15 protein-coding genes and 1 pseudogene are annotated in these 16027 nt (G+C 71.4%); 4 read left to right on the top strand and 12 right to left on the bottom strand.

Features of this window, described 5'->3' with window-relative positions; genetic code table 11:
* Positions 1 to 33: 33 nt before the first annotated feature.
* From AC07AG_RS02545 to AC07AG_RS02535, 3 genes are all read right to left on the bottom strand, one after another.
* Positions 34 to 819 (bottom strand): SAM-dependent methyltransferase, encoded by a 786-nt coding sequence (locus AC07AG_RS02545; RefSeq protein ID WP_478751046.1) that lies wholly within the window; start codon positions 817 to 819, stop codon positions 34 to 36.
* Positions 820 to 982: 163 nt separating this feature from the next.
* On the bottom strand, positions 983 to 1897 hold the full coding sequence (locus tag AC07AG_RS02540; RefSeq protein WP_478752191.1) for a serine hydrolase: 915 nt from the start codon (positions 1895 to 1897) through the stop codon (positions 983 to 985).
* Between the two features lie 103 nt (positions 1898 to 2000).
* Positions 2001 to 2903, bottom strand: coding sequence for a LysR family transcriptional regulator (locus tag AC07AG_RS02535; RefSeq protein WP_478751044.1), 903 nt, complete (start codon positions 2901 to 2903; stop codon positions 2001 to 2003).
* Between the two features lie 169 nt (positions 2904 to 3072).
* On the opposite strand from AC07AG_RS02535, the gene bla reads away from it, so the two are divergent.
* Together bla and AC07AG_RS02525 are read left to right on the top strand one after the other, a co-directional pair.
* Entirely contained in the window at positions 3073 to 4017 is a 945-nt protein-coding gene (gene bla, locus AC07AG_RS02530; RefSeq protein WP_478751042.1) for a class A beta-lactamase, read from the top strand.
* A 151-nt stretch (positions 4018 to 4168) separates the two neighbouring features.
* Positions 4169 to 5821: a penicillin-binding transpeptidase domain-containing protein gene (locus tag AC07AG_RS02525; RefSeq protein ID WP_478751041.1), complete on the top strand. Its 1653-nt coding sequence runs from the start codon at positions 4169 to 4171 to the stop codon at positions 5819 to 5821.
* A gap of 107 nt (positions 5822 to 5928) precedes the next feature.
* Here the strand turns inward: AC07AG_RS02525 and AC07AG_RS02520 are convergent, their stop codons facing one another.
* Positions 5929 to 6615, bottom strand: a complete 687-nt coding sequence (locus AC07AG_RS02520) for a ribonuclease H family protein (protein ID WP_478751039.1) — start codon at positions 6613 to 6615, stop codon at positions 5929 to 5931.
* 67 nt (positions 6616 to 6682) lie between these two features.
* On the bottom strand, positions 6683 to 7267 hold the full coding sequence (locus AC07AG_RS02515; RefSeq protein WP_478752189.1) for an acyl-CoA-like ligand-binding transcription factor: 585 nt from the start codon (positions 7265 to 7267) through the stop codon (positions 6683 to 6685).
* Positions 7268 to 7372: 105 nt separating this feature from the next.
* On the opposite strand from AC07AG_RS02515, the gene AC07AG_RS02510 reads away from it, so the two are divergent.
* Positions 7373 to 8311 carry an oxidoreductase gene (locus tag AC07AG_RS02510; RefSeq protein WP_478751037.1) on the top strand — a complete coding sequence of 313 codons (939 nt, stop codon included), beginning with the start codon at positions 7373 to 7375 and terminating at the stop codon, positions 8309 to 8311.
* 11 nt (positions 8312 to 8322) lie between these two features.
* Here the strand turns inward: AC07AG_RS02510 and AC07AG_RS02505 are convergent, their stop codons facing one another.
* The 3 genes from AC07AG_RS02505 to AC07AG_RS02495 all read right to left on the bottom strand — a co-directional run bounded on the left by AC07AG_RS02505 (position 8323) and on the right by AC07AG_RS02495 (position 10505).
* A complete protein-coding gene (locus AC07AG_RS02505; RefSeq protein WP_478751035.1) occupies positions 8323 to 9285 on the bottom strand; it encodes a GNAT family N-acetyltransferase in 963 nt (320 codons plus the stop codon).
* A 90-nt stretch (positions 9286 to 9375) separates the two neighbouring features.
* Complete coding sequence (locus AC07AG_RS02500; RefSeq protein ID WP_478752187.1) at positions 9376 to 9885, bottom strand: GNAT family N-acetyltransferase; 510 nt, start codon at positions 9883 to 9885, stop codon at positions 9376 to 9378.
* Positions 9886 to 10205: 320 nt separating this feature from the next.
* Positions 10206 to 10505, bottom strand: a complete 300-nt coding sequence (locus tag AC07AG_RS02495) for a DUF6506 family protein (protein ID WP_478751034.1) — start codon at positions 10503 to 10505, stop codon at positions 10206 to 10208.
* 138 nt (positions 10506 to 10643) lie between these two features.
* Between AC07AG_RS02495 and AC07AG_RS02490 the strand changes: the two genes are divergently transcribed.
* Positions 10644 to 11315: an enoyl-CoA hydratase-related protein gene (locus AC07AG_RS02490; protein ID WP_478751032.1), complete on the top strand. Its 672-nt coding sequence runs from the start codon at positions 10644 to 10646 to the stop codon at positions 11313 to 11315.
* Between the two features lie 37 nt (positions 11316 to 11352).
* Here the strand turns inward: AC07AG_RS02490 and AC07AG_RS02485 are convergent.
* The 4 genes and pseudogenes from AC07AG_RS02485 to AC07AG_RS02470 all read right to left on the bottom strand — a co-directional run.
* Positions 11353 to 11868: pseudogene (locus tag AC07AG_RS02485) on the bottom strand (hypothetical protein); the annotation flags it as partial.
* 49 nt (positions 11869 to 11917) lie between these two features.
* Entirely contained in the window at positions 11918 to 13198 is a 1281-nt protein-coding gene (locus AC07AG_RS02480; RefSeq protein WP_478751030.1) for a TRAP transporter large permease subunit, read from the bottom strand.
* Between the two features lie 4 nt (positions 13199 to 13202).
* Positions 13203 to 13802 carry a hypothetical protein gene (locus AC07AG_RS02475; protein WP_478751028.1) on the bottom strand — a complete coding sequence of 200 codons (600 nt, stop codon included), beginning with the start codon at positions 13800 to 13802 and terminating at the stop codon, positions 13203 to 13205.
* Entirely contained in the window at positions 13799 to 15928 is a 2130-nt protein-coding gene (locus AC07AG_RS02470) for a hydantoinase/oxoprolinase family protein (protein WP_478751026.1), read from the bottom strand. Before AC07AG_RS02470 ends, AC07AG_RS02475 begins: the two co-directional genes overlap by 4 nt.
* Positions 15929 to 16027: the final 99 nt, after the last annotated feature.

Raw genomic sequence — 16027 nt, 5'->3', positions numbered from 1 at the left:
ACCATCGGCCTGGGCAGGTGCCCGCGTCACACCTCAGGGGATGCGGGCCACCGCGACGTAGAAGCCGCTCAACTCGGCCTTCGGTGCGGGTGATTCCTTGTACCAGTGCGTCGCCGTCACCAGGCCGGGCTCGACCAGTTCAAGGCCCTCGAAGAAGCGCTCGACCTCCGCGCGGCGCCGCATCCTCAACGGCACCTGGCCCTTCTTGTAGGTGTCGGTGACGGAGTCCGCGAGCTCGGGGTGCTCGTCGGTGGTGCCGTGGGACAGCACCAGATAGCTGCCGGATGGCAACGCGTCCACGAGGGTGCGCGTGAGGGCGTAGGGGTCCTCTTCGTCGGTGATGAAGTGCATCAGGGCGATGAGGGAGAGCGCGATGGGCTGGTCGAAGTCCAGGAGTTCGCGGGCGTGGTCGAGGATCGCCTCGGGTCGGCGCACGTCGGCCTGGACGTAGTCCGTGGCACCTTCCGGGCTGCTGACCAGCAACGCTTCCGCGTGCCGCAGCACGATGGGGTCGTTGTCGGCGTACACGACCCGGGAGCTGGGAGCGATCGCCTGGACGATCTGGTGGAGGTTCGGCGCGGTGGGGATGCCGGTGCCGATGTCGAGGAACTGCCTGACACCGTTGTCAGCGAGCCAGGCCGCGGCGCGGTTCATGAACGCCCGGTTCCGCGCCGCGTTCGCGCGCGCCTCGGCCGGCAGCTTCTCGCCCATCTCCTGATCGACGAGGTAGTTGTCCTTGCCGCCCAGAAGCCAGTCGTAGACACGCGCGGGGTGCGGCTTGCTGGTGTCGATGTGGACGTTGGTGTCGTCTGCAGTCATCCGTGGCTCCACTACGTGTCCGACCGGGTTCAGTGCGCGGCGGGCGACGTACGTCCCGTCCCAGCCGACAAGGATCTTCCGACCCTACAGGCCCGAACGTCAACTGTTCTGGCTGGTGAGGCAGTTCGTCGCGCGCTCGCCGGGGCTCCGCACGAGGCAGGTCCTACAGCTGCCGGAGGTGGTCGCGCAGGGTGCGGGCGGCCTGCGCCATGAGGGCGTCGGCGCCGGGCTGCGCACTGGCCGGCACGAGGGATTCGGTCAGGACGGCGATCGCGAAGGACTGGCCGTCGGAGTGCTCGACGACACCGATCTCGTGGCGCAGGTTGAGCAGGGTGCCGGTCTTGGAGGACCAGGTGCTCGCGTCGGAGCTGAAGTCCGGGGTGAGCCGGTGGCGCAGCACGTTGTGGGCCATGAGGTCGCGCAGTCGCTCGGCCACGTCCGGGTGGATCTTCGACGGCGTCCACAGCGCTTGCAGCAGGTCGGCGTAGGTGCGCGCGCTGCCGGTGTTGGCGCGGGTGGTGTCCAGCTGCGGAACCCGGTGTCCGCGCCCGCTGGTGCCCGCGTCGATGGCCAGGGCGTGGGCGAGATGGACCTGGTCGGCATCGAAGCGTTCCACGGGGGTGTCGAACAGCTCGCCCACGCAAGTCCGGACGGCGATGCCGCGGATATCGAGCTCGTGGAGGATGTCGGTGACCTGGGCGGGCGGGGTGAGCTCGAACAGGGCGTCCGCGGCCGTTCCGTCGCTCAGGCAGGTGCTCAGGTAGAGCAGGTCGTCGATCGCGATCCGGGCGGGGTGGCGGAAGCGACTCAGCCCGGTGGGGCCCGGCGTGGTGACCCGACCTGGCTGCACCTCGAGCAGCGTCGCTCCGTCGAGCTCGCCCCGCCGGATCCGCTCGACCGTCGCGAGCGCGAGCGGGACCTTGACCAGGGAGGCGGAGGGCAGGTGGGTGTCCGCCTCGATCCCCAGCTCGTCGCCTGTGTGCAGGTCCCGCACGAGCAGGCAGCCGTGCAGGCCGCCGTCGCGCAGCTGCAGGCGTATGTCGCGCAGCAGCGCCTCGGTGTTCGCTCCGGCCCCCATGCCGCTGCCCGCGCCACCACCCATGCCGACCCCCATACCGCTGCCCATGTCACCGCCCGGTCGCCCGTTCGTCCCGCCGATCATCGCGCCGTCCCTCCCCCGATCATCGCGCCGCCCCTCCCCCGACCCCTGCCGGGGCATCCACGCCCAGGCAGCGGGCCATGGCCTCGCCAAGGCGCGCTTCGATGTGCTGCGGATTGCCGTCCGCCGCGGCGGCCAGGGCGAACCCCCGGCCGAACGTGATCTCGCCGATGGGCCGCCAGGTCAGGGCGAGTTCCTCGGCCTGTGCGTGGGAGCACAGCAACAGGTCGCCCGAGCAGAGGACTTCGGCCGCCGCGCTCGTCAGGTCGGCCGCCGCGACCAACTGCGCGGGCCGCAGGCCCACCGCGTCGCGCAGGCGTGTCAGCGGATCGCGGATGTGCGGCACGTCGTCCTCGGGCTGGATCCAGACGCGGCGGGCAGGACCCGGCGAGGCGCGTCCGACCCGCAGCGTCTCCAGGTAGACGCGCCGCACACCAAGATCCTGGGCACCGGCGAGCCCCAGCGGCACGGACCACGTCGCCTCGTCCGCGGGCACCGCGAGCAGGGCGGCGCGCACCTGCTGCGCGTGGAGGAGTTCCCTGCGCTGTGTCGGCCCCGCGACCCGCAGGTCGAGCGTGACTCCGTGGCCGCGCGCCTCGGCGACGAGCCGGGCCAGACCGACCGTGGAGCAGATGCCGGGCACCGCGAGGCGCCACGGCTTGCGCTTGACGGCTTCCGCCTCGTCAAGGACCACGTCGGCAGCCTGCACGAGCTGCCGGGCCGCCGGCAGCATGTCCCGCCCGAAGGGGGTGAGGACGGCGCGCCGCGACGTGCGCTCGAACAGCGGCTCACCGAACCGTTCCTCGAGCGCGGCGACGCGACGGCTGGCCACCGACTGGGACATCCGCGCCGCCGCGGCTCCGTCGGTGAAGCTTCCGTACTCGCTCACGCTCACGAACGCGCGACACGCTCCCACCAGATCCACGCCCGGAACCCTATGCCAGATCAGCATGGAACCGCGCATGAGCGTATTGGACCGCATACGCACCCGCGAGCCAGGGTGGCTCTGGCACTCACGACCACGTACCGGGACGGAGCCGTGCCGCTCCGTCCCCTATGCGCCCTGCCTCTGGGGCGCCCCGGAGGTTTGGCCCATGCAGTACACCCGTGTCCGTAGCGCCGTGCTCGGTGCGTTCGCCACGATCTGCCTCGTCCCGCTGGTGGCCTGCTCGGACGGCGGCTCCTCGGCCGCGTCGTCGTCCTCCAAAGCGGCCACGAAGCCCGCGGGGACCGCGAAATCCGCTACGGCGGCCAAGCCGTTCGCCCGCGATTTCAAGGCACTTGAGCGCAAGTTCGACGCGCGTCTCGGCGTCTACGCCGTCGACACCGGCACCGGGCGCGAGGTCGCCTACAACGCCGGTGAGCGCTTCGCCTACAACTCCACGTTCAAGGCCCTGGAAGCCGGAGCCGTCCTTCGCAAGTACTCCCTGAGCGGCCTCGACCGGAAGATCACGTACTCCAAGGACGATCTGGTCGCCAACTCCCCCGTGACCGAGAAGCACGTCGAGACCGGAATGACCGTGGGCGAACTGTGTGACGCCGCCGTCCGCTACAGCGACAACACCGCGGCCAACCTGCTCTTCGACACGCTCGGCGGCCCCAAGGGCCTGGACGCCGTTCTCGAAGAACTGGGCGACGACGTGACGCGGATGGATCGCCGCGAGCCCGATCTGAGCACGTGGGTCCCCGGCGAGAAGCGGGACACCAGCACGCCGCGGGCGCTGGCCAAGGACCTGCGCGCGTTCGTGCTCGGGGACGCCCTGCACAAGGGCGAGCGCGCACAGCTCACCAAGTGGCTGCGGACCAACACCACCGGGGACCACACCATCAAGGCCGGTGTGCCCAAGAGCTGGGTGGTCGGCGACAAGACGGGAACCGGCTCCTACTACGGAGCCCGCAACGACATCGCCGTCGTGTGGCCGCCCGACGGTGCCCCCATCGTCGTGTCGATCCTGTCGAACCGCGCCGAGAAGGACGCCGAGCCCGACGACAAGCTGATCGCGGAGGCGGCCTCCGTGGTCGTCGACTCGCTGTCGTAGCAGGAGCTACGCCGTTCGCTGTCGTAGCGGGCGGCACGCCTTTCGCTGTCGTAGCAGGAGGTACGCCGTCGGGGCGCGCGCCCCGGCGGCCGAGCACCGAATCGTGCGCGCGGCGGGCCCCGCAGCGCCAAGCCACTCCAAGGAGCCCTTGATGACGGATGTCGCACCGCTCACCGGACCCGGCCACAGACCCGGCCGCAGCCCCGGCCGCGAACCCGCGAGGAAGGGACCCCGCGTGGTGGTCGCGGTGGGGCTGACGCTCGCGCTCGCCGCAGGCATCGGCTACGCCGCGGAGCTGGGCCCCTTCGACCCCGGGCCCCAGATACCGGACCCGGAGGCGAAGAAGCAGGCGCGTGCCTTCCTGGCCGACTGGGAGGCGGGCCGCATGGATAGGGCAGCGGCGCTGACCTCCAGTCCCGAGCAGGCGGAGCGTGTCCTGCAGAGCTTCACCGCCGGGCTCGACATCAGCAAGCCGACGCTGACCCCGGGGGCGGCCTCGGTCGGCGACGACGGCGCCGTGACCGTGGCCTTCACCGCCAAGATGCCCGTGACCGAGCTGGGCACCTGGACCTATGACTCGGCCCTGCCCCTGCGCAAGCAGGACGACGGCGCCTGGAAGGTGGACTGGGCGCTGTCCCTCGTCCACCCGAAGCTGAGCAGCACGGAGAAGTTCCGCCTGGAGCGGGAGGACACGGCCGGGCCCACGATCACGGACCGCGACGGGAGCGACCTGTCGGCCGAGACGCACCCGTCCCTCGGCCCGCTCCTCCCGCAGATCGCCGGGGGCAGCGGTGCCGGTCCGCGCGGCGCGGTCCAGCGCGTCGACCGGGCCACCGGTGACGTGAAGGGCACGGAGGCCTCCTTCGGCAAGAAGTCCGACCGCCCCGCCGACCGGCCGGTGGCCACCACCCTCGACGCCACCTGGCAGTCCGCCGCGGAGAAGGCCCTGGCCGCCGAGGCCGACGGCAAGGACGCCGCGCTCGTCGCCCTGCGGATCGACGACGGGGAGATCCTGGCCGTGGCCAACTCCCCCTCCTCCGGGTTCAATCGCGCCGTCTCGGGCACCTACGCGCCCGGCTCCACCTGGAAGATCGTCACCACCAGCGCGCTGCTGCTCAAGGGCGCGGTCGCCCCCGGCGATGTCGTGGACTGCCCCCAGTACCTCACCGTCGGGAAGCGGTTCCAGAACGTCGAGACCTCCGAGTACCGGGGCGCCACCTTCCGCAAGGACTTCACCGCCTCGTGCAACACCGCGTTCATCAGCCTGCGCGACAAGGTCGGTGACCAGGAGCTGGGCGATGTCGCCGGCAAGTACTTCGGGGTCGGGCAGAAGTGGAGGGTCGGCATTCCCTCCTACGACGGGTCGGTTCCGGCCCCGCGTGACCAGACCGAGAAGGCCGCGTCGATGATCGGGCAGGGCAGGGTGCAGGCCAACCCGCTGATCATGGCGTCCGTCACCGCCACGGCGGTGTCGGGCACCTTCCATCAACCCACCCTCACCAGCGGCAAGGACACGACCACGACCACCCCGCTGCCGCGCGAAGTCGTCAAGCAGCTGCGCGAGTTGATGCGTGCGACGGTCACCGACGGCACGGCCTCGGTCCTTGCCGATCTGCCGGGCGACGTGGGGGCGAAGACCGGCACGGCCGAGGTCTCCGACGACGCCCCCAACAACGGCTGGTTCGTCGCGCACCGCGGCAACGTCGCCGTGGCCTGCGTCGTCGAGAAGGGCGTCACCGGCGGCGCCTCCGCCGGGCCCGTGGTCCGCAGCCTCCTGGGCGCCGTGCCCGACGACCCCTCTTGACGGCGGCCTGACCGATGACCGGACGGGTGGCGGCCCAGGGCTGCGTCGCCCCTCAACACCGCCCTCGCCCAGGGCTGCCCCGACCGCCTGAGGTCCGCGCGCGGACCTCAGGCGTCGCGGCACTCCACGTGGCCCCAGCCGTGCGCGTTCTTCGCGATCTTCTCTCCGGCGGCGTAGGGCTTCTGGCAGTGGCAGCGGCCGGGGAACTTGGCCTTGATGACCGCGCCCGAAGCCCCCTTGCCCGCACGCGCGGCGGAGCTCTTGCGCGGCCGGGCTGCGGGTGAGGCCGTCATGCGCTCGGGCCGCGGCTCCGGGATCGTGAGCGCCCCGTGGACGGTGCCCGCGGGCTCCTGCGAGGTGGCCGCGTCGCTGGCCGCGACGTCGGCGATCGCGTTGAGGTGATCGCCGTCCACCTGGTGGGCGGCGACGTGCCGGAAGGTCACCGCCCGGCCCTGCAGCAGCGCGTCGATGCGTACGACGAGTTCCTTGTTGGCGACCGGCTTCTTCGCCGCCGTGAGCCATCCGTTGCGCTTCCAGGACGCGATCCACTTGTTGACCGCGTTCATCGCGTACTGGCTGTCCATCCGGACCTCCAGCGGCACCGCGGGGTCCGTGGACTCCAACAGCTCGGCCAGTGCGGTCAGTTCGGCCACGTTGTTCGTGGCGTGGCCCAGCGGACCGGCCTCCCAGCGCTGCGGGCGCTCATCGGCATCGGCGACCACCCAGGCCCAGGCCGCGGGTCCGGGGTTCTTCTTCGCGGCTCCGTCACAGGCGGCGATGATCAAGTCAGACATCCCTCGATGATGCCAGCCCGCGGACGGTACGAAGGCCACCGCCCCTCCGGCACCGGCCCGCCGAGTCCTACGCTCCGCCGTCCAGTGCGGGGGCGATGACGGCGAACGCCCGGTCGATCAGATCGGCGGGATCCTCGGTGCCGTCACTGTCGCTCCACCGCTGCAGCACGGCGTCGAAGGCGGTCAGCGCCATCCCGGCGGCAAGGCGTGGGTACAGGTCGGCGCCCGCGTCGCGCCCCACGCGCCGCGCCACCTCCCCCGTGAGGTCGTCGCTCCACTGCGCCTGGCGCTCCAGGAAGCGTGCACGCAGGGCCGGGGTACGCAGAATCAGCTGCACCACGGGCAGCACCCGCTCGGAGTGGTCTCCACAGGCGGCGAGCGGAACCCATACGGCGTGCCGCAGCGCCACGGAGGGCTGCTCCTTCGCGGGGCGAGCCGCCAATTCCGCGTGGATGCCCACACCCATGTCGGCCAGGAACTGGACGACCACGTCCTCCTTGGACGCGAAGTACCGGAAGAACGTCCGCCGGGAGACCCCGGCGCTGGTCACGATCTCGTCGATGGTGACCGCGTCGAACCCCTTCCGGGCAAGGAGTTGCAGCGCCGCTTCGGTCAACTCGTTCGAGACGAGCTGCCGTTTGCGCTCGGCCATGCTCACTTCGGGGCGGGAACTCACCGGGCCATGGTACACGCCATGCCTTGCATGGCACTCAGGATCCTCTTGACACTGAGTGCCACGAGCGACAACATGTGCCGCATGACGCAGCAACAGCGCTGGACAGCCGAGCAGATACCGGACCAGACCGACCGGGTATTCGTCGTCACCGGGGCCAGCAGCGGCCTCGGCCTGGCGACCACACGGGCGCTCGCCCGGCAGGGCGGGCACGTGATCCTCGCCGTGCGCGACGAGGAAAAGGGCCGCCGGGCGGTCGCCGAGATCACCGCCGAACACCCCGAAGCAAGCCTGGAAGTACGCCGCCTGGACCTGGCCGACCTCGACTCGGTACGCGGCTTCGCCGATCAGCTGCACGCCGACCATCCACGCCTCGACGTGCTCATCAACAACGCGGGTGTGATGGCGCCGCCCCGCACGCTCAGCGCGCAGGGCCACGAGCTGCAGTTCGCCTGCAATCACCTCGGCCACTTCGCACTCACCGGCCTGCTGCTCGATCTACTGGCAGCCGGGAGCAACTCCCGTGTGGTGACGGTGAGTTCGATCAATCACCGGCAGGGGCGCATCCGCTTCGACGACCTGCACGGCGAACGCGCCTACAAGCCCATGGGCCACTACAACCAGTCGAAGCTCGCCAACGCCGTGTTCGGCCAGGAGCTCCACCGCCGGCTGACCGAGTCGGCAAGCCCGGTGCGCAGCGTGCTCGCCCACCCCGGCTACACCGCCACCAACCTCCAGAAGGGCACACCGACCGGCCTGTGGCGAGTGGTGCTCGGCCGCATCGGCAACCCGCTCTTCGCGCAGCGCCCGGCCGACGGCGCACTGCCCCAGCTGTTCGCGGCGACCGAACCCGGAGTGGAGAGCGGCCAGTTCATCGGTCCGGGCGGCCTGGCCGAGCTGCGCGGCGCGCCGACGCGCGTACGGCTGGCGCCCGTGGGTGCGGACGCCGAGACGGGCCGCCGCCTGTGGCAGCTGTCGGAGCAACTGACCGACGTACGCTTCCCGTTCCCCGCCACCGTCTGACGGCGCCCGGGTCAGCGGGCGGCGGCGGGGCGGGTCAGCTCCCAGGCCTGGAGCGCGAAGTCGAGGGTCATGCCATGGCGTTCGTACAGGGCGAGCGCGCCGGTGCTGTTGTCGGTGTCCACGCCGAGACCGATCCGGTCACGGCCCAGCGCCGCGTAGTGGCCGAAGGCATGACGCAGGAGATGGCTGCCCAGGCCCCGGCCACGGGCCTGGCGCAGCACCCCGAGGGCGCTGATCCAGGCCATCGAGGCGCGGTCGTTGTGGGTGTGCAGCACCGCCGCGTCGCCCAGGCCGTCGACGTGCGCGATCCATATCCGCGACCAGTCGGCGCGCTCGGCGTCGATGTCGTCCAGCCACTGCTCGTACGTACGCGGGTGGTAGTCGAAGTGGTCGACGAACGTCTCCTGCAGCAGCGCGTGGGCGCGCCTGCGGTCCGGCTCGTCCAGGCAGGGACGCAGCGTCACACCGGCCGGCGGCTCGGGCACCCGGTCCGCGCCGGTGGACAGGGGACGGACCATCGAGTTGTAGCGCCGGACCGGGGTCCAGCCCCGTCCGCGCAGCGCGCCCAGGTCCACGGTGGGGGCGGTGTTGAGGTGCAGGTGCACCACTGCGCGCTCCGCGCCGTTGGCGGCGGCCCGCTCGGCGCTGCGCGCCTCCATCAGGTCGAGCAGATGCCCGGAGGCCTGGGGCCGGTCGGGCAGCGTGAAGTACTCCACGTCGATCCGCTCGCCGCCGGACTCGTCCCACAGCAGGCCGTACGCGATCAGCCTGCCGTCGTCGAACAGCAGCCAGGAGTCGTTGCGCAGGTCCACTTCGGGGTGCTTCAAGTCGGCCTGGATCTCGGAGAGTTCGGTGTCGGCGCGACCGATCTCCAGCAGGTCGATGTCGTTGAGCAGCGCGCATACCGCCGCCGCGTCGTCGAGCGTCGCCGGACGCACGGTCAGGCCGGACGGGAGGGTGGTGGGCGCGGTCATGAGCCCACTCTCCGCTGCCGGGGGCCTCGGCCGCAACGGACTTTTCCGGGCCGTGCCGGGGCCACGGGGCCCCGGCACGGCGGGCTCCGGCTAGATGCCGAACGGCGCGGCGTAGCGCACCGTGCCGCTGGGCAGCGGGTGACCGGCGTCGAGGGCGAGAGCCATCATGGCCTCGTCCGGGACGTCGATGCTGATGCCGATGCCGTACGCCGATGCACGGCTGAAGCCGAACCGCGGGTAGTACTCCGGGTGTCCGAGGACGGTGACGAAGCGCTCGCCCCTTTCCTTGGCGGCGTCGAGCGCGGCACGGATGGCCACGGACCCGGCGCCGGTCTTCTGATACTCGGGGAGTACGGCGACGGGGGCCAGGCACAGGGCCGGGGTGTCCCCGATGTGGCAGCGGGTCAGCAGCGCGTGGCCGACGAGCTTGCCGCCCCGGTCGGTGGTGACGATGGACAATCCGTCGATCCAGGCGACGTCGGCGCGCAGCGCGTCGACGAGGTCGGCCTCCGCCGGGGTGTCGAACGCGGCGGCGTTGATGGCGTGGACGGCAGGGATGTCAGCGCTGGTCTCGGCGCGCGTGATCCAGGCATTGTTCATGACGGTATTGCTCATGATGGACGGAGATCCGTTTCATGGTGGGTTCGTGTGGGTGCCGCCCCGCGAGCTCACGCTCCCAGCGAGGCGAATACGGCTGAAGTCAGGCCACGACCCGGGACGTGAGGGTGGTCCGGGCGGTGCGCATGGCAGTGGCCTTGTGCGCGGTCATCAGCCCCAACTCCCAACATCCTCGATCCGGATCACACACGAACGCGAGCAATCTTATCATCCGGCGGCTTTGCGGCCTGAGACGCACACACCGAAGGCGGGCGGGCCGGGGGCCGGCACCCAGCCCGCCCCGGCCCGCCCGCCCCATGCGTTCAGGAGAAGATCGCGTGGACCTGGTCGACCGCCTCAGGCCCATACCCGACCACGCCCACCGGGACCGCGCCGTCGATCGCCTCGATGATGCGCCCCGCCCACACCGGCCCGAACCCTCCGCACAGCTCGATCAGCTGAACCCCCTCGCCGACCAGGCGGCGCGCGGCCTCGATCCCGTCCTCCGGCTTGGCCACCCCCACCAGCACCGTGCGGCACTGGCCGGTGTCGACGACGTTCACGTCACCGCTCGCGTCACTGCCCGCCGCAGTGTAGATGAAGCCCCAGCTGGTGAGCGCCATGAATGTTCCCCCTCAATTCCGGTCACCCGGATCCGTCCGTCGACGTCGGCACCACACGAGCGGCCCGACCTCTTGCATGTCTATGCCACGCCCCATAAGTTACCGATAAGTAACCACGCCCTGCCCGAGGGAGTCTCCATGCCCATGCTCGACCGCCAGGACGATGTCTTCATCCTCGACCTCGGAGACGGCGAGAACCGCTTCCACCCCGACTGGCTCACTGCCGTCGACGCGGCGCTCGACGAGGTGGAGAAGGCGGAAGGGCCCCGCGCCCTGGTGACCGCCGCGACGGGGAAGTTCTTCTCCAACGGCCTCGATCTGGAGTGGCTCATCGCCCACGCCGACCAGCGGCACGACTACGTCCTCAGGGTCCACGGCCTCTTCGCGCGGATGCTCTCCCTGCCGGTCGTCACCGTGGCCGCGCTGCAGGGCCACACCTTCGCGGCCGGGGCGATGCTCTCCCTGGCCCATGACTTCCGGGTGATGCGCGCCGACCGCGGCTACTGGTGCCTGCCCGAGGTCGACATCCACATCCCCTTCACCCCGGGCATGTCCGCGCTGATCCAGGCCCGGCTGACCCCGCAGACCGCACACGAGGCCATGACGACCGGCCGCCGCTACGGCGGCCACGACGCCCTGGCCGCCGCCCTGGTCGACCGGGCGGTGGACGAAGAGGCCGTACGCCGGACGGCAGTGGAGATCGCCCGTTCCCAGGTGGGCAAGGCAGGCCCCACCCTCGCCGCCATCAAGACCCGCATGTACGCACCCGCCCTTGCCGCCTTGCGGGACAAGGACAACACGCTCGACTGACACCAGAAGCAGGCGTAGGGAGGGGTGGACGGGGGACTCGGGAGCGGGCGAGGCGGGTCGTGGTGTTCTCCCCGTGGAAGTACAGCCACATCTCCTTGGCGTCCTCGTTCCACAGCACATGCGGCGACGAGACGTGGCTGACCTTGTAGTGCGGCTGCCAGTCGTTGGTGACGAGCGGGTTGGCCGCGTACTCGGTGAAGGGCCCGTCGATCGAGTCGCCGTAGGCCAGACAGATGCCGCCGGGGGCGTCGTGCGGGGCGTAGTAGAGGTAGTAGCGGCCCAGTGCGCCGGAGATGCGGCCGACGGTGCCGCGCAGGCACGGGAAGATGATCTCGCCCGTGGGGTTGTACGCGAGGTCCGACGGCTTCAGGACCGTCCTCACGTAGGTGTAGTCGGGGAAGCCGCCGGGCGCCGCCGCGGCCGGTCCCGCCGTTCCCGCGCCGATCGCCAGGGCCGTGCCGGTCGCGGCGGCCCCGCGCAGGAAGACGCGGCGTGGGAAGGGGGGCTTCGACTGCTCGGTGGGGCGCTGGGCGTTCTGCTGCGGCTCGTTCATTTCTGTGCTCCGTCCCGGGAGTTGAAAGTCAGAGGTGGTCAGCGGTCGGTCAGAGATGGGTGGCTGCGGTGACGCAGAATCCGCCGAGGGCGACGGCCCACACGTACGGCAGGGTCCGCACCATGACCTGCTGGGGGCCGACGCCGGCGTACTGGGCGCTCCATACGGTCTGGGTGCTGGTGGGGTCGGCGACGCCGAAGACCTGGTTGTAGGAGGCGGCGAGGCCGAGCACGGCGACGGCGGGGTAGATGCCGGCCGCGATGAGGACGCCCGCGATGCCCGCACCGAGGCCGTAGACGTTGAGCGGACCCCGGTAGAGGCACAGCGGCACCAACAGGGTGAAGACCAGGACGAACAGCACCGGGTTCTGCGGGCTGACGGCCTTGACCAGGGGTTCCAACGCTTCGATGGCGCCCGGCAGTTTGACCGCGGCGAGCAGGATGCCGATGGCGATGAACAGGGCGATCGGGGGCGCGGCGACCTCGAAACCGCCGTACAGGGTGCGCAGCAGGCGCTTGTTCATCTCGCGCGGCCGGGTCGTGGTGACCAGGGCGTAGAGCACACCGGCCAACAGCGAGGGAATGATGGCCAGTTCGAATCCGAGGGCCAGGACGAGCGGCACGACGGGGGTGAGCAGCGCGTACCAGGGTGCGTCGCCGAGGCGTTCGCGACGTGACCGGCGCTTGTCGACGGCCGTCTTCAGCGCCCACGTGTGCTCGACTCCGCGGCGGCGTGACTCGACGAGGACGAAGGCGACGGCCGCGACCAGGGCCAGCGGGAACAGCTTCACCATGAAGCCGCGCACCGTCGGAACCGGCAGGTCCAGGGCGGTGGAGAAGAACTGCCAGATGGGCAGTTCGAACGGAACCCCGACGGCGATGCCCATCAGGATGGTGCCCGCCGCGGTGACCTTCGGGATGCCCACGGCGACCATCGCCGGGATGCCGATGATGCCGGCCAGCATGGCGGCGGGGGCCGAGCCGGTGACCGTGCCGATCAGCGCGGACACGGCGAGGACGCCGAGTGCCACGACCGTGGGCCGGTCGCCGCCGAACTCCACGATCTTGCGGACGATGGTCCCGGCGATGCCGGTCTCGTCGAGGAGTCTGCCCAGCCACGACCCGAGCAGCACCGCGATCATCGTCGAGGCGAGCATCGGGGCGCCCTCCTGGAGGACGGTGTCGAAGACGCTCTCCTTGCCGGTCAGCGGCGCACCGGCGACGAGTGCGATGACGACGCCGAGGAGGACGAGGGCGAAGGCGGTGGGGAGCTTGCGGGTGAGCATCGCTGCGACACCCACCGCCATGACGATCAGGATGACAACGCCCATGGCGCTACTTCTCTCTGTGGGTCACGGCGTCGGCGAGCGCGGCCGTGAGAAGAAGGGGGCTGCGGCCGAGACCGCAGACGGTCCGGGCGTGGGCGTGGGCCGCGATCTCCTCCGCGCCCGCCACGTGCCCGTACAGCCGGAACCGTCCCGCACGCAGGACGACATGACCAAGGGCCCGCTTCAGCGCGGCCTTCGCCGGACCGTGGTGGAGGTGTTCGTGCACGGATTCGTGGGCGAGGGCCGCCGCGCGCACCGAGCCCGGCGGGTACCAGTGCCGCCAGCCGCGTTCGTCGATCAGTGCCTCGGCCGCCGCGAGGGTATCGGTGTAGAGCTCCACCGTGGGTGTCGGCCGTGAGATGTAACGGGCGAGGAGGCCGCGCTCCAGGCCGTCGGCGCGCTCGACGATCCTGGCCAGGCACGGCACGGGGGCCAGCGCCGAGCCGAACTCCTCGGCCGTGCGCGCCCAGTGGCGCAGCAGCCGCGGGTCGCGGCCCTCGTGGGTGGGGGTCGCAGCAAGCAGGTCGACCGCGTGGTCCAGGTCGTCGCGGGTCTCGGGCCCCGGAGCCGTGGGCGGGCTCCTGTGCGGACCACCGGCCGTGCTCATGTGCGGACCTCCAGCACGGCTATGACCGGCTCGTCGGCGGTACGCGCATCGAGTTCGCTGCGGGCGAGCGCGAGCAGCGGCCCGGGATCGAGGACGCCTGACAGGTCCGCGATCCGGGAGCCGAGCAGCAGCCGCACGGCGGGGGCCCTGACACCGCCGTCGCCGTACGAGGTGGTCTCGCGCACCAGCTTCGCGAGGACCTCGGGGGCGTCGGCGACCCGGGTGGTCTCCACGCGGGCGTCGGGGACGTGCAGGCGTATCACCCCGTCGGCGTCGACGATCCGCACCGGATGCCGGGTGGCGCGCAGGGTGCGCCGAATCTCCGTGCCGTACACGGTGTGGGCGGCGGTCCTCGCGAGGACCGTCACCTGGGACGGGTCGCTCTTGAGGCTGGCCGCCGCCGTGCGCAGCCGCTCCGCCTCGTCCGCGCGGTGCGCCCGGTCCTGGGTGCGCAGCTCGGTGGCGCCGGTGGCGACGGCCCGCACGGTGCTGGTCTGCGGGTCGACGGTGACCTCGACCTCGACACCGTCGGCGGCGGCGCCCTGCGCGATGACGGCGGCCTCCGCCTCGGCCCGTACGGCGAGGATCTGTTCCTGTCCCGCGCCGGGGATGGTCCGCTCGATCTGCTCGCGGACCAGGGCGAGCGCGACGCCGATCGGGCTGATCACCTCGCTGTGCCGGGCGATGCGCCCTTCAAGGCCGCTGACCTCGGCCAGGTGCGGGGTGACGGACGCGGCCCCGCCGCCTCCGCCGACGAGCAGGGCGGTGTCCTGGTCGAGCCGGTAGTCACGGATCATCGTGTCGACGACCTTCTTGACGTGAGCCGTTCCCACGTCGAGGATCCGGGCCGCCGCGGTGGCGATGTCCACGCCGAGAGCGGCGGCGAGCGGGGCAACGGCCGCTCTGGCGACCTCCTGGTCGCTGCGGGCGAAGTCGCCCTCCGGCACACGTCCCGCCGCGTTGGCCGCGCACGTCATGGTGAGCGCGAACCGGCCGCCCGCCGCGTCGAGCACGGCGTAGTCCTCCGGGTCGTCGGCCATCGGGCGCACGGTGGTGAGCTCGGCGTCGCGCAGATCGCCGAGGGTCGCGAAGCACGCGTAGGGAAGCCCGGCGATGTGGGCGCTGCGCGGCCCGACCCCGGTCACCTTCCCGCCGCCGATCCGCACCATGGAACCGCCGCCGACTCCGACGGTGCGTACGTCCAGGGCGTTGAGGTAGGACTTCTTGCCCAGGATCGTGGCGTGCTGGACGGCCACCTTGCCGCGCCGTACGACGCTGATGTCGGTGGAGGTGCCGCCCGTCTCCAGGAACACTCCCTCGCTGATGCGTTCTTGCATCAGCGCGCCGGCCACGCCCGCCGCCGGACCCGAAAGGACCGTCAGGAGCGGTCTGCGCCGCATCTCGTCGAGGGACATCACGCCGCCGTCGCAGCGCATCACCATGAGCGGCGATTCGACCCCGGCCTTGGTGATGGAACCGTCGACGAGGTCGGCGGTGGCCAGCATGCGCGGCAGGATGGCCGCGTTGACCACCGCCGTGCGGGTGCGCTTGCGCAGCCCGTACAGCGAGGTGATCTCGTGCGCGGCGGTCAGCGGAAGACCGGCGGAACGCGCCGCGTCCACGACGGCCCGCTCACCCTCGGGGCGGTCCACGCTGAACGGCTCGGTGGCCACGAGGACTTGGGCGCCCTCCCGCGCCAGCGTGTCCGCGGCGCGCCCGACCGCCGCCGCGTCGTCCGGGTCCGTCACGTGGGCGTAGGCGAGCGGAAGGCTCTTGCCCGGGGTGAGTTGGAGCCTGCCGAGCGCGGCGAGCCTGCGGGTGAGGGCGGCGGCGGGTCCGGTGCCGATGCCGATCAGGCCCACGGTGGCGACATCGCCCTCCAGCAGGGCGTTGGTAGCCTGGGTCGTGCCGTGCGCCAGAAAAGCTACGTCCTCGGGCGCGCGGCCGGTCTCTGCCAGCAGACGGTCGAGGGCCTCCACGATGCCGTGGGCCACGCCGTCCTCATGATGGTGGCTGGTGGGGACCTTCACCTGTCCCAGGAGTTCCAGGGTCGTGGCGTCGACTGCCACGGCGTCGGTGAAGGTTCCGCCCACGTCGATGCCGACGCGGATGCGGTGGGTGGTCATGGTTGGGCACCTCCTTGTGCGGGTTGGCGGTGCGCGGGCGGGCCGGGTGGGACAGGTGGAGCTGTCCCACCCGGCACTTCCGCGTGGTGCGTGAACCGT

The organism is Streptomyces sp. NPDC044044 (assembly GCF_056434405.1).
The sequence above is the reverse complement of the archived record's forward strand: the minus strand, read 5'-3'. Positions and strand labels throughout refer to the sequence as shown.

What these genes read in the sequence shown, in the direction of transcription:
- AC07AG_RS02545 (WP_478751046.1), bottom strand. Translation starts at nt 819, where the DNA reads ATGACTGCAGACGACACCAACGTCCACATCGACACCAGCAAGCCGCAC.
- AC07AG_RS02540 (WP_478752191.1), bottom strand. Translation starts at nt 1,897, where the DNA reads ATGGGGGCCGGAGCGAACACCGAGGCGCTGCTGCGCGACATACGCCTG.
- bla (WP_478751042.1), top strand. Translation starts at nt 3,073, where the DNA reads ATGCAGTACACCCGTGTCCGTAGCGCCGTGCTCGGTGCGTTCGCCACG.
- AC07AG_RS02525 (WP_478751041.1), top strand. Translation starts at nt 4,169, where the DNA reads ATGACGGATGTCGCACCGCTCACCGGACCCGGCCACAGACCCGGCCGC.
- AC07AG_RS02520 (WP_478751039.1), bottom strand. Translation starts at nt 6,615, where the DNA reads ATGTCTGACTTGATCATCGCCGCCTGTGACGGAGCCGCGAAGAAGAAC.
- AC07AG_RS02515 (WP_478752189.1), bottom strand. Translation starts at nt 7,267, where the DNA reads ATGGCCGAGCGCAAACGGCAGCTCGTCTCGAACGAGTTGACCGAAGCG.
- AC07AG_RS02510 (WP_478751037.1), top strand. Translation starts at nt 7,373, where the DNA reads ATGACGCAGCAACAGCGCTGGACAGCCGAGCAGATACCGGACCAGACC.
- AC07AG_RS02505 (WP_478751035.1), bottom strand. Translation starts at nt 9,285, where the DNA reads ATGACCGCGCCCACCACCCTCCCGTCCGGCCTGACCGTGCGTCCGGCG.
- AC07AG_RS02500 (WP_478752187.1), bottom strand. Translation starts at nt 9,885, where the DNA reads ATGAACAATGCCTGGATCACGCGCGCCGAGACCAGCGCTGACATCCCT.
- AC07AG_RS02495 (WP_478751034.1), bottom strand. Translation starts at nt 10,505, where the DNA reads ATGGCGCTCACCAGCTGGGGCTTCATCTACACTGCGGCGGGCAGTGAC.
- AC07AG_RS02490 (WP_478751032.1), top strand. Translation starts at nt 10,644, where the DNA reads ATGCCCATGCTCGACCGCCAGGACGATGTCTTCATCCTCGACCTCGGA.
- AC07AG_RS02480 (WP_478751030.1), bottom strand. Translation starts at nt 13,198, where the DNA reads ATGGGCGTTGTCATCCTGATCGTCATGGCGGTGGGTGTCGCAGCGATG.
- AC07AG_RS02475 (WP_478751028.1), bottom strand. Translation starts at nt 13,802, where the DNA reads ATGAGCACGGCCGGTGGTCCGCACAGGAGCCCGCCCACGGCTCCGGGG.
- AC07AG_RS02470 (WP_478751026.1), bottom strand. Translation starts at nt 15,928, where the DNA reads ATGACCACCCACCGCATCCGCGTCGGCATCGACGTGGGCGGAACCTTC.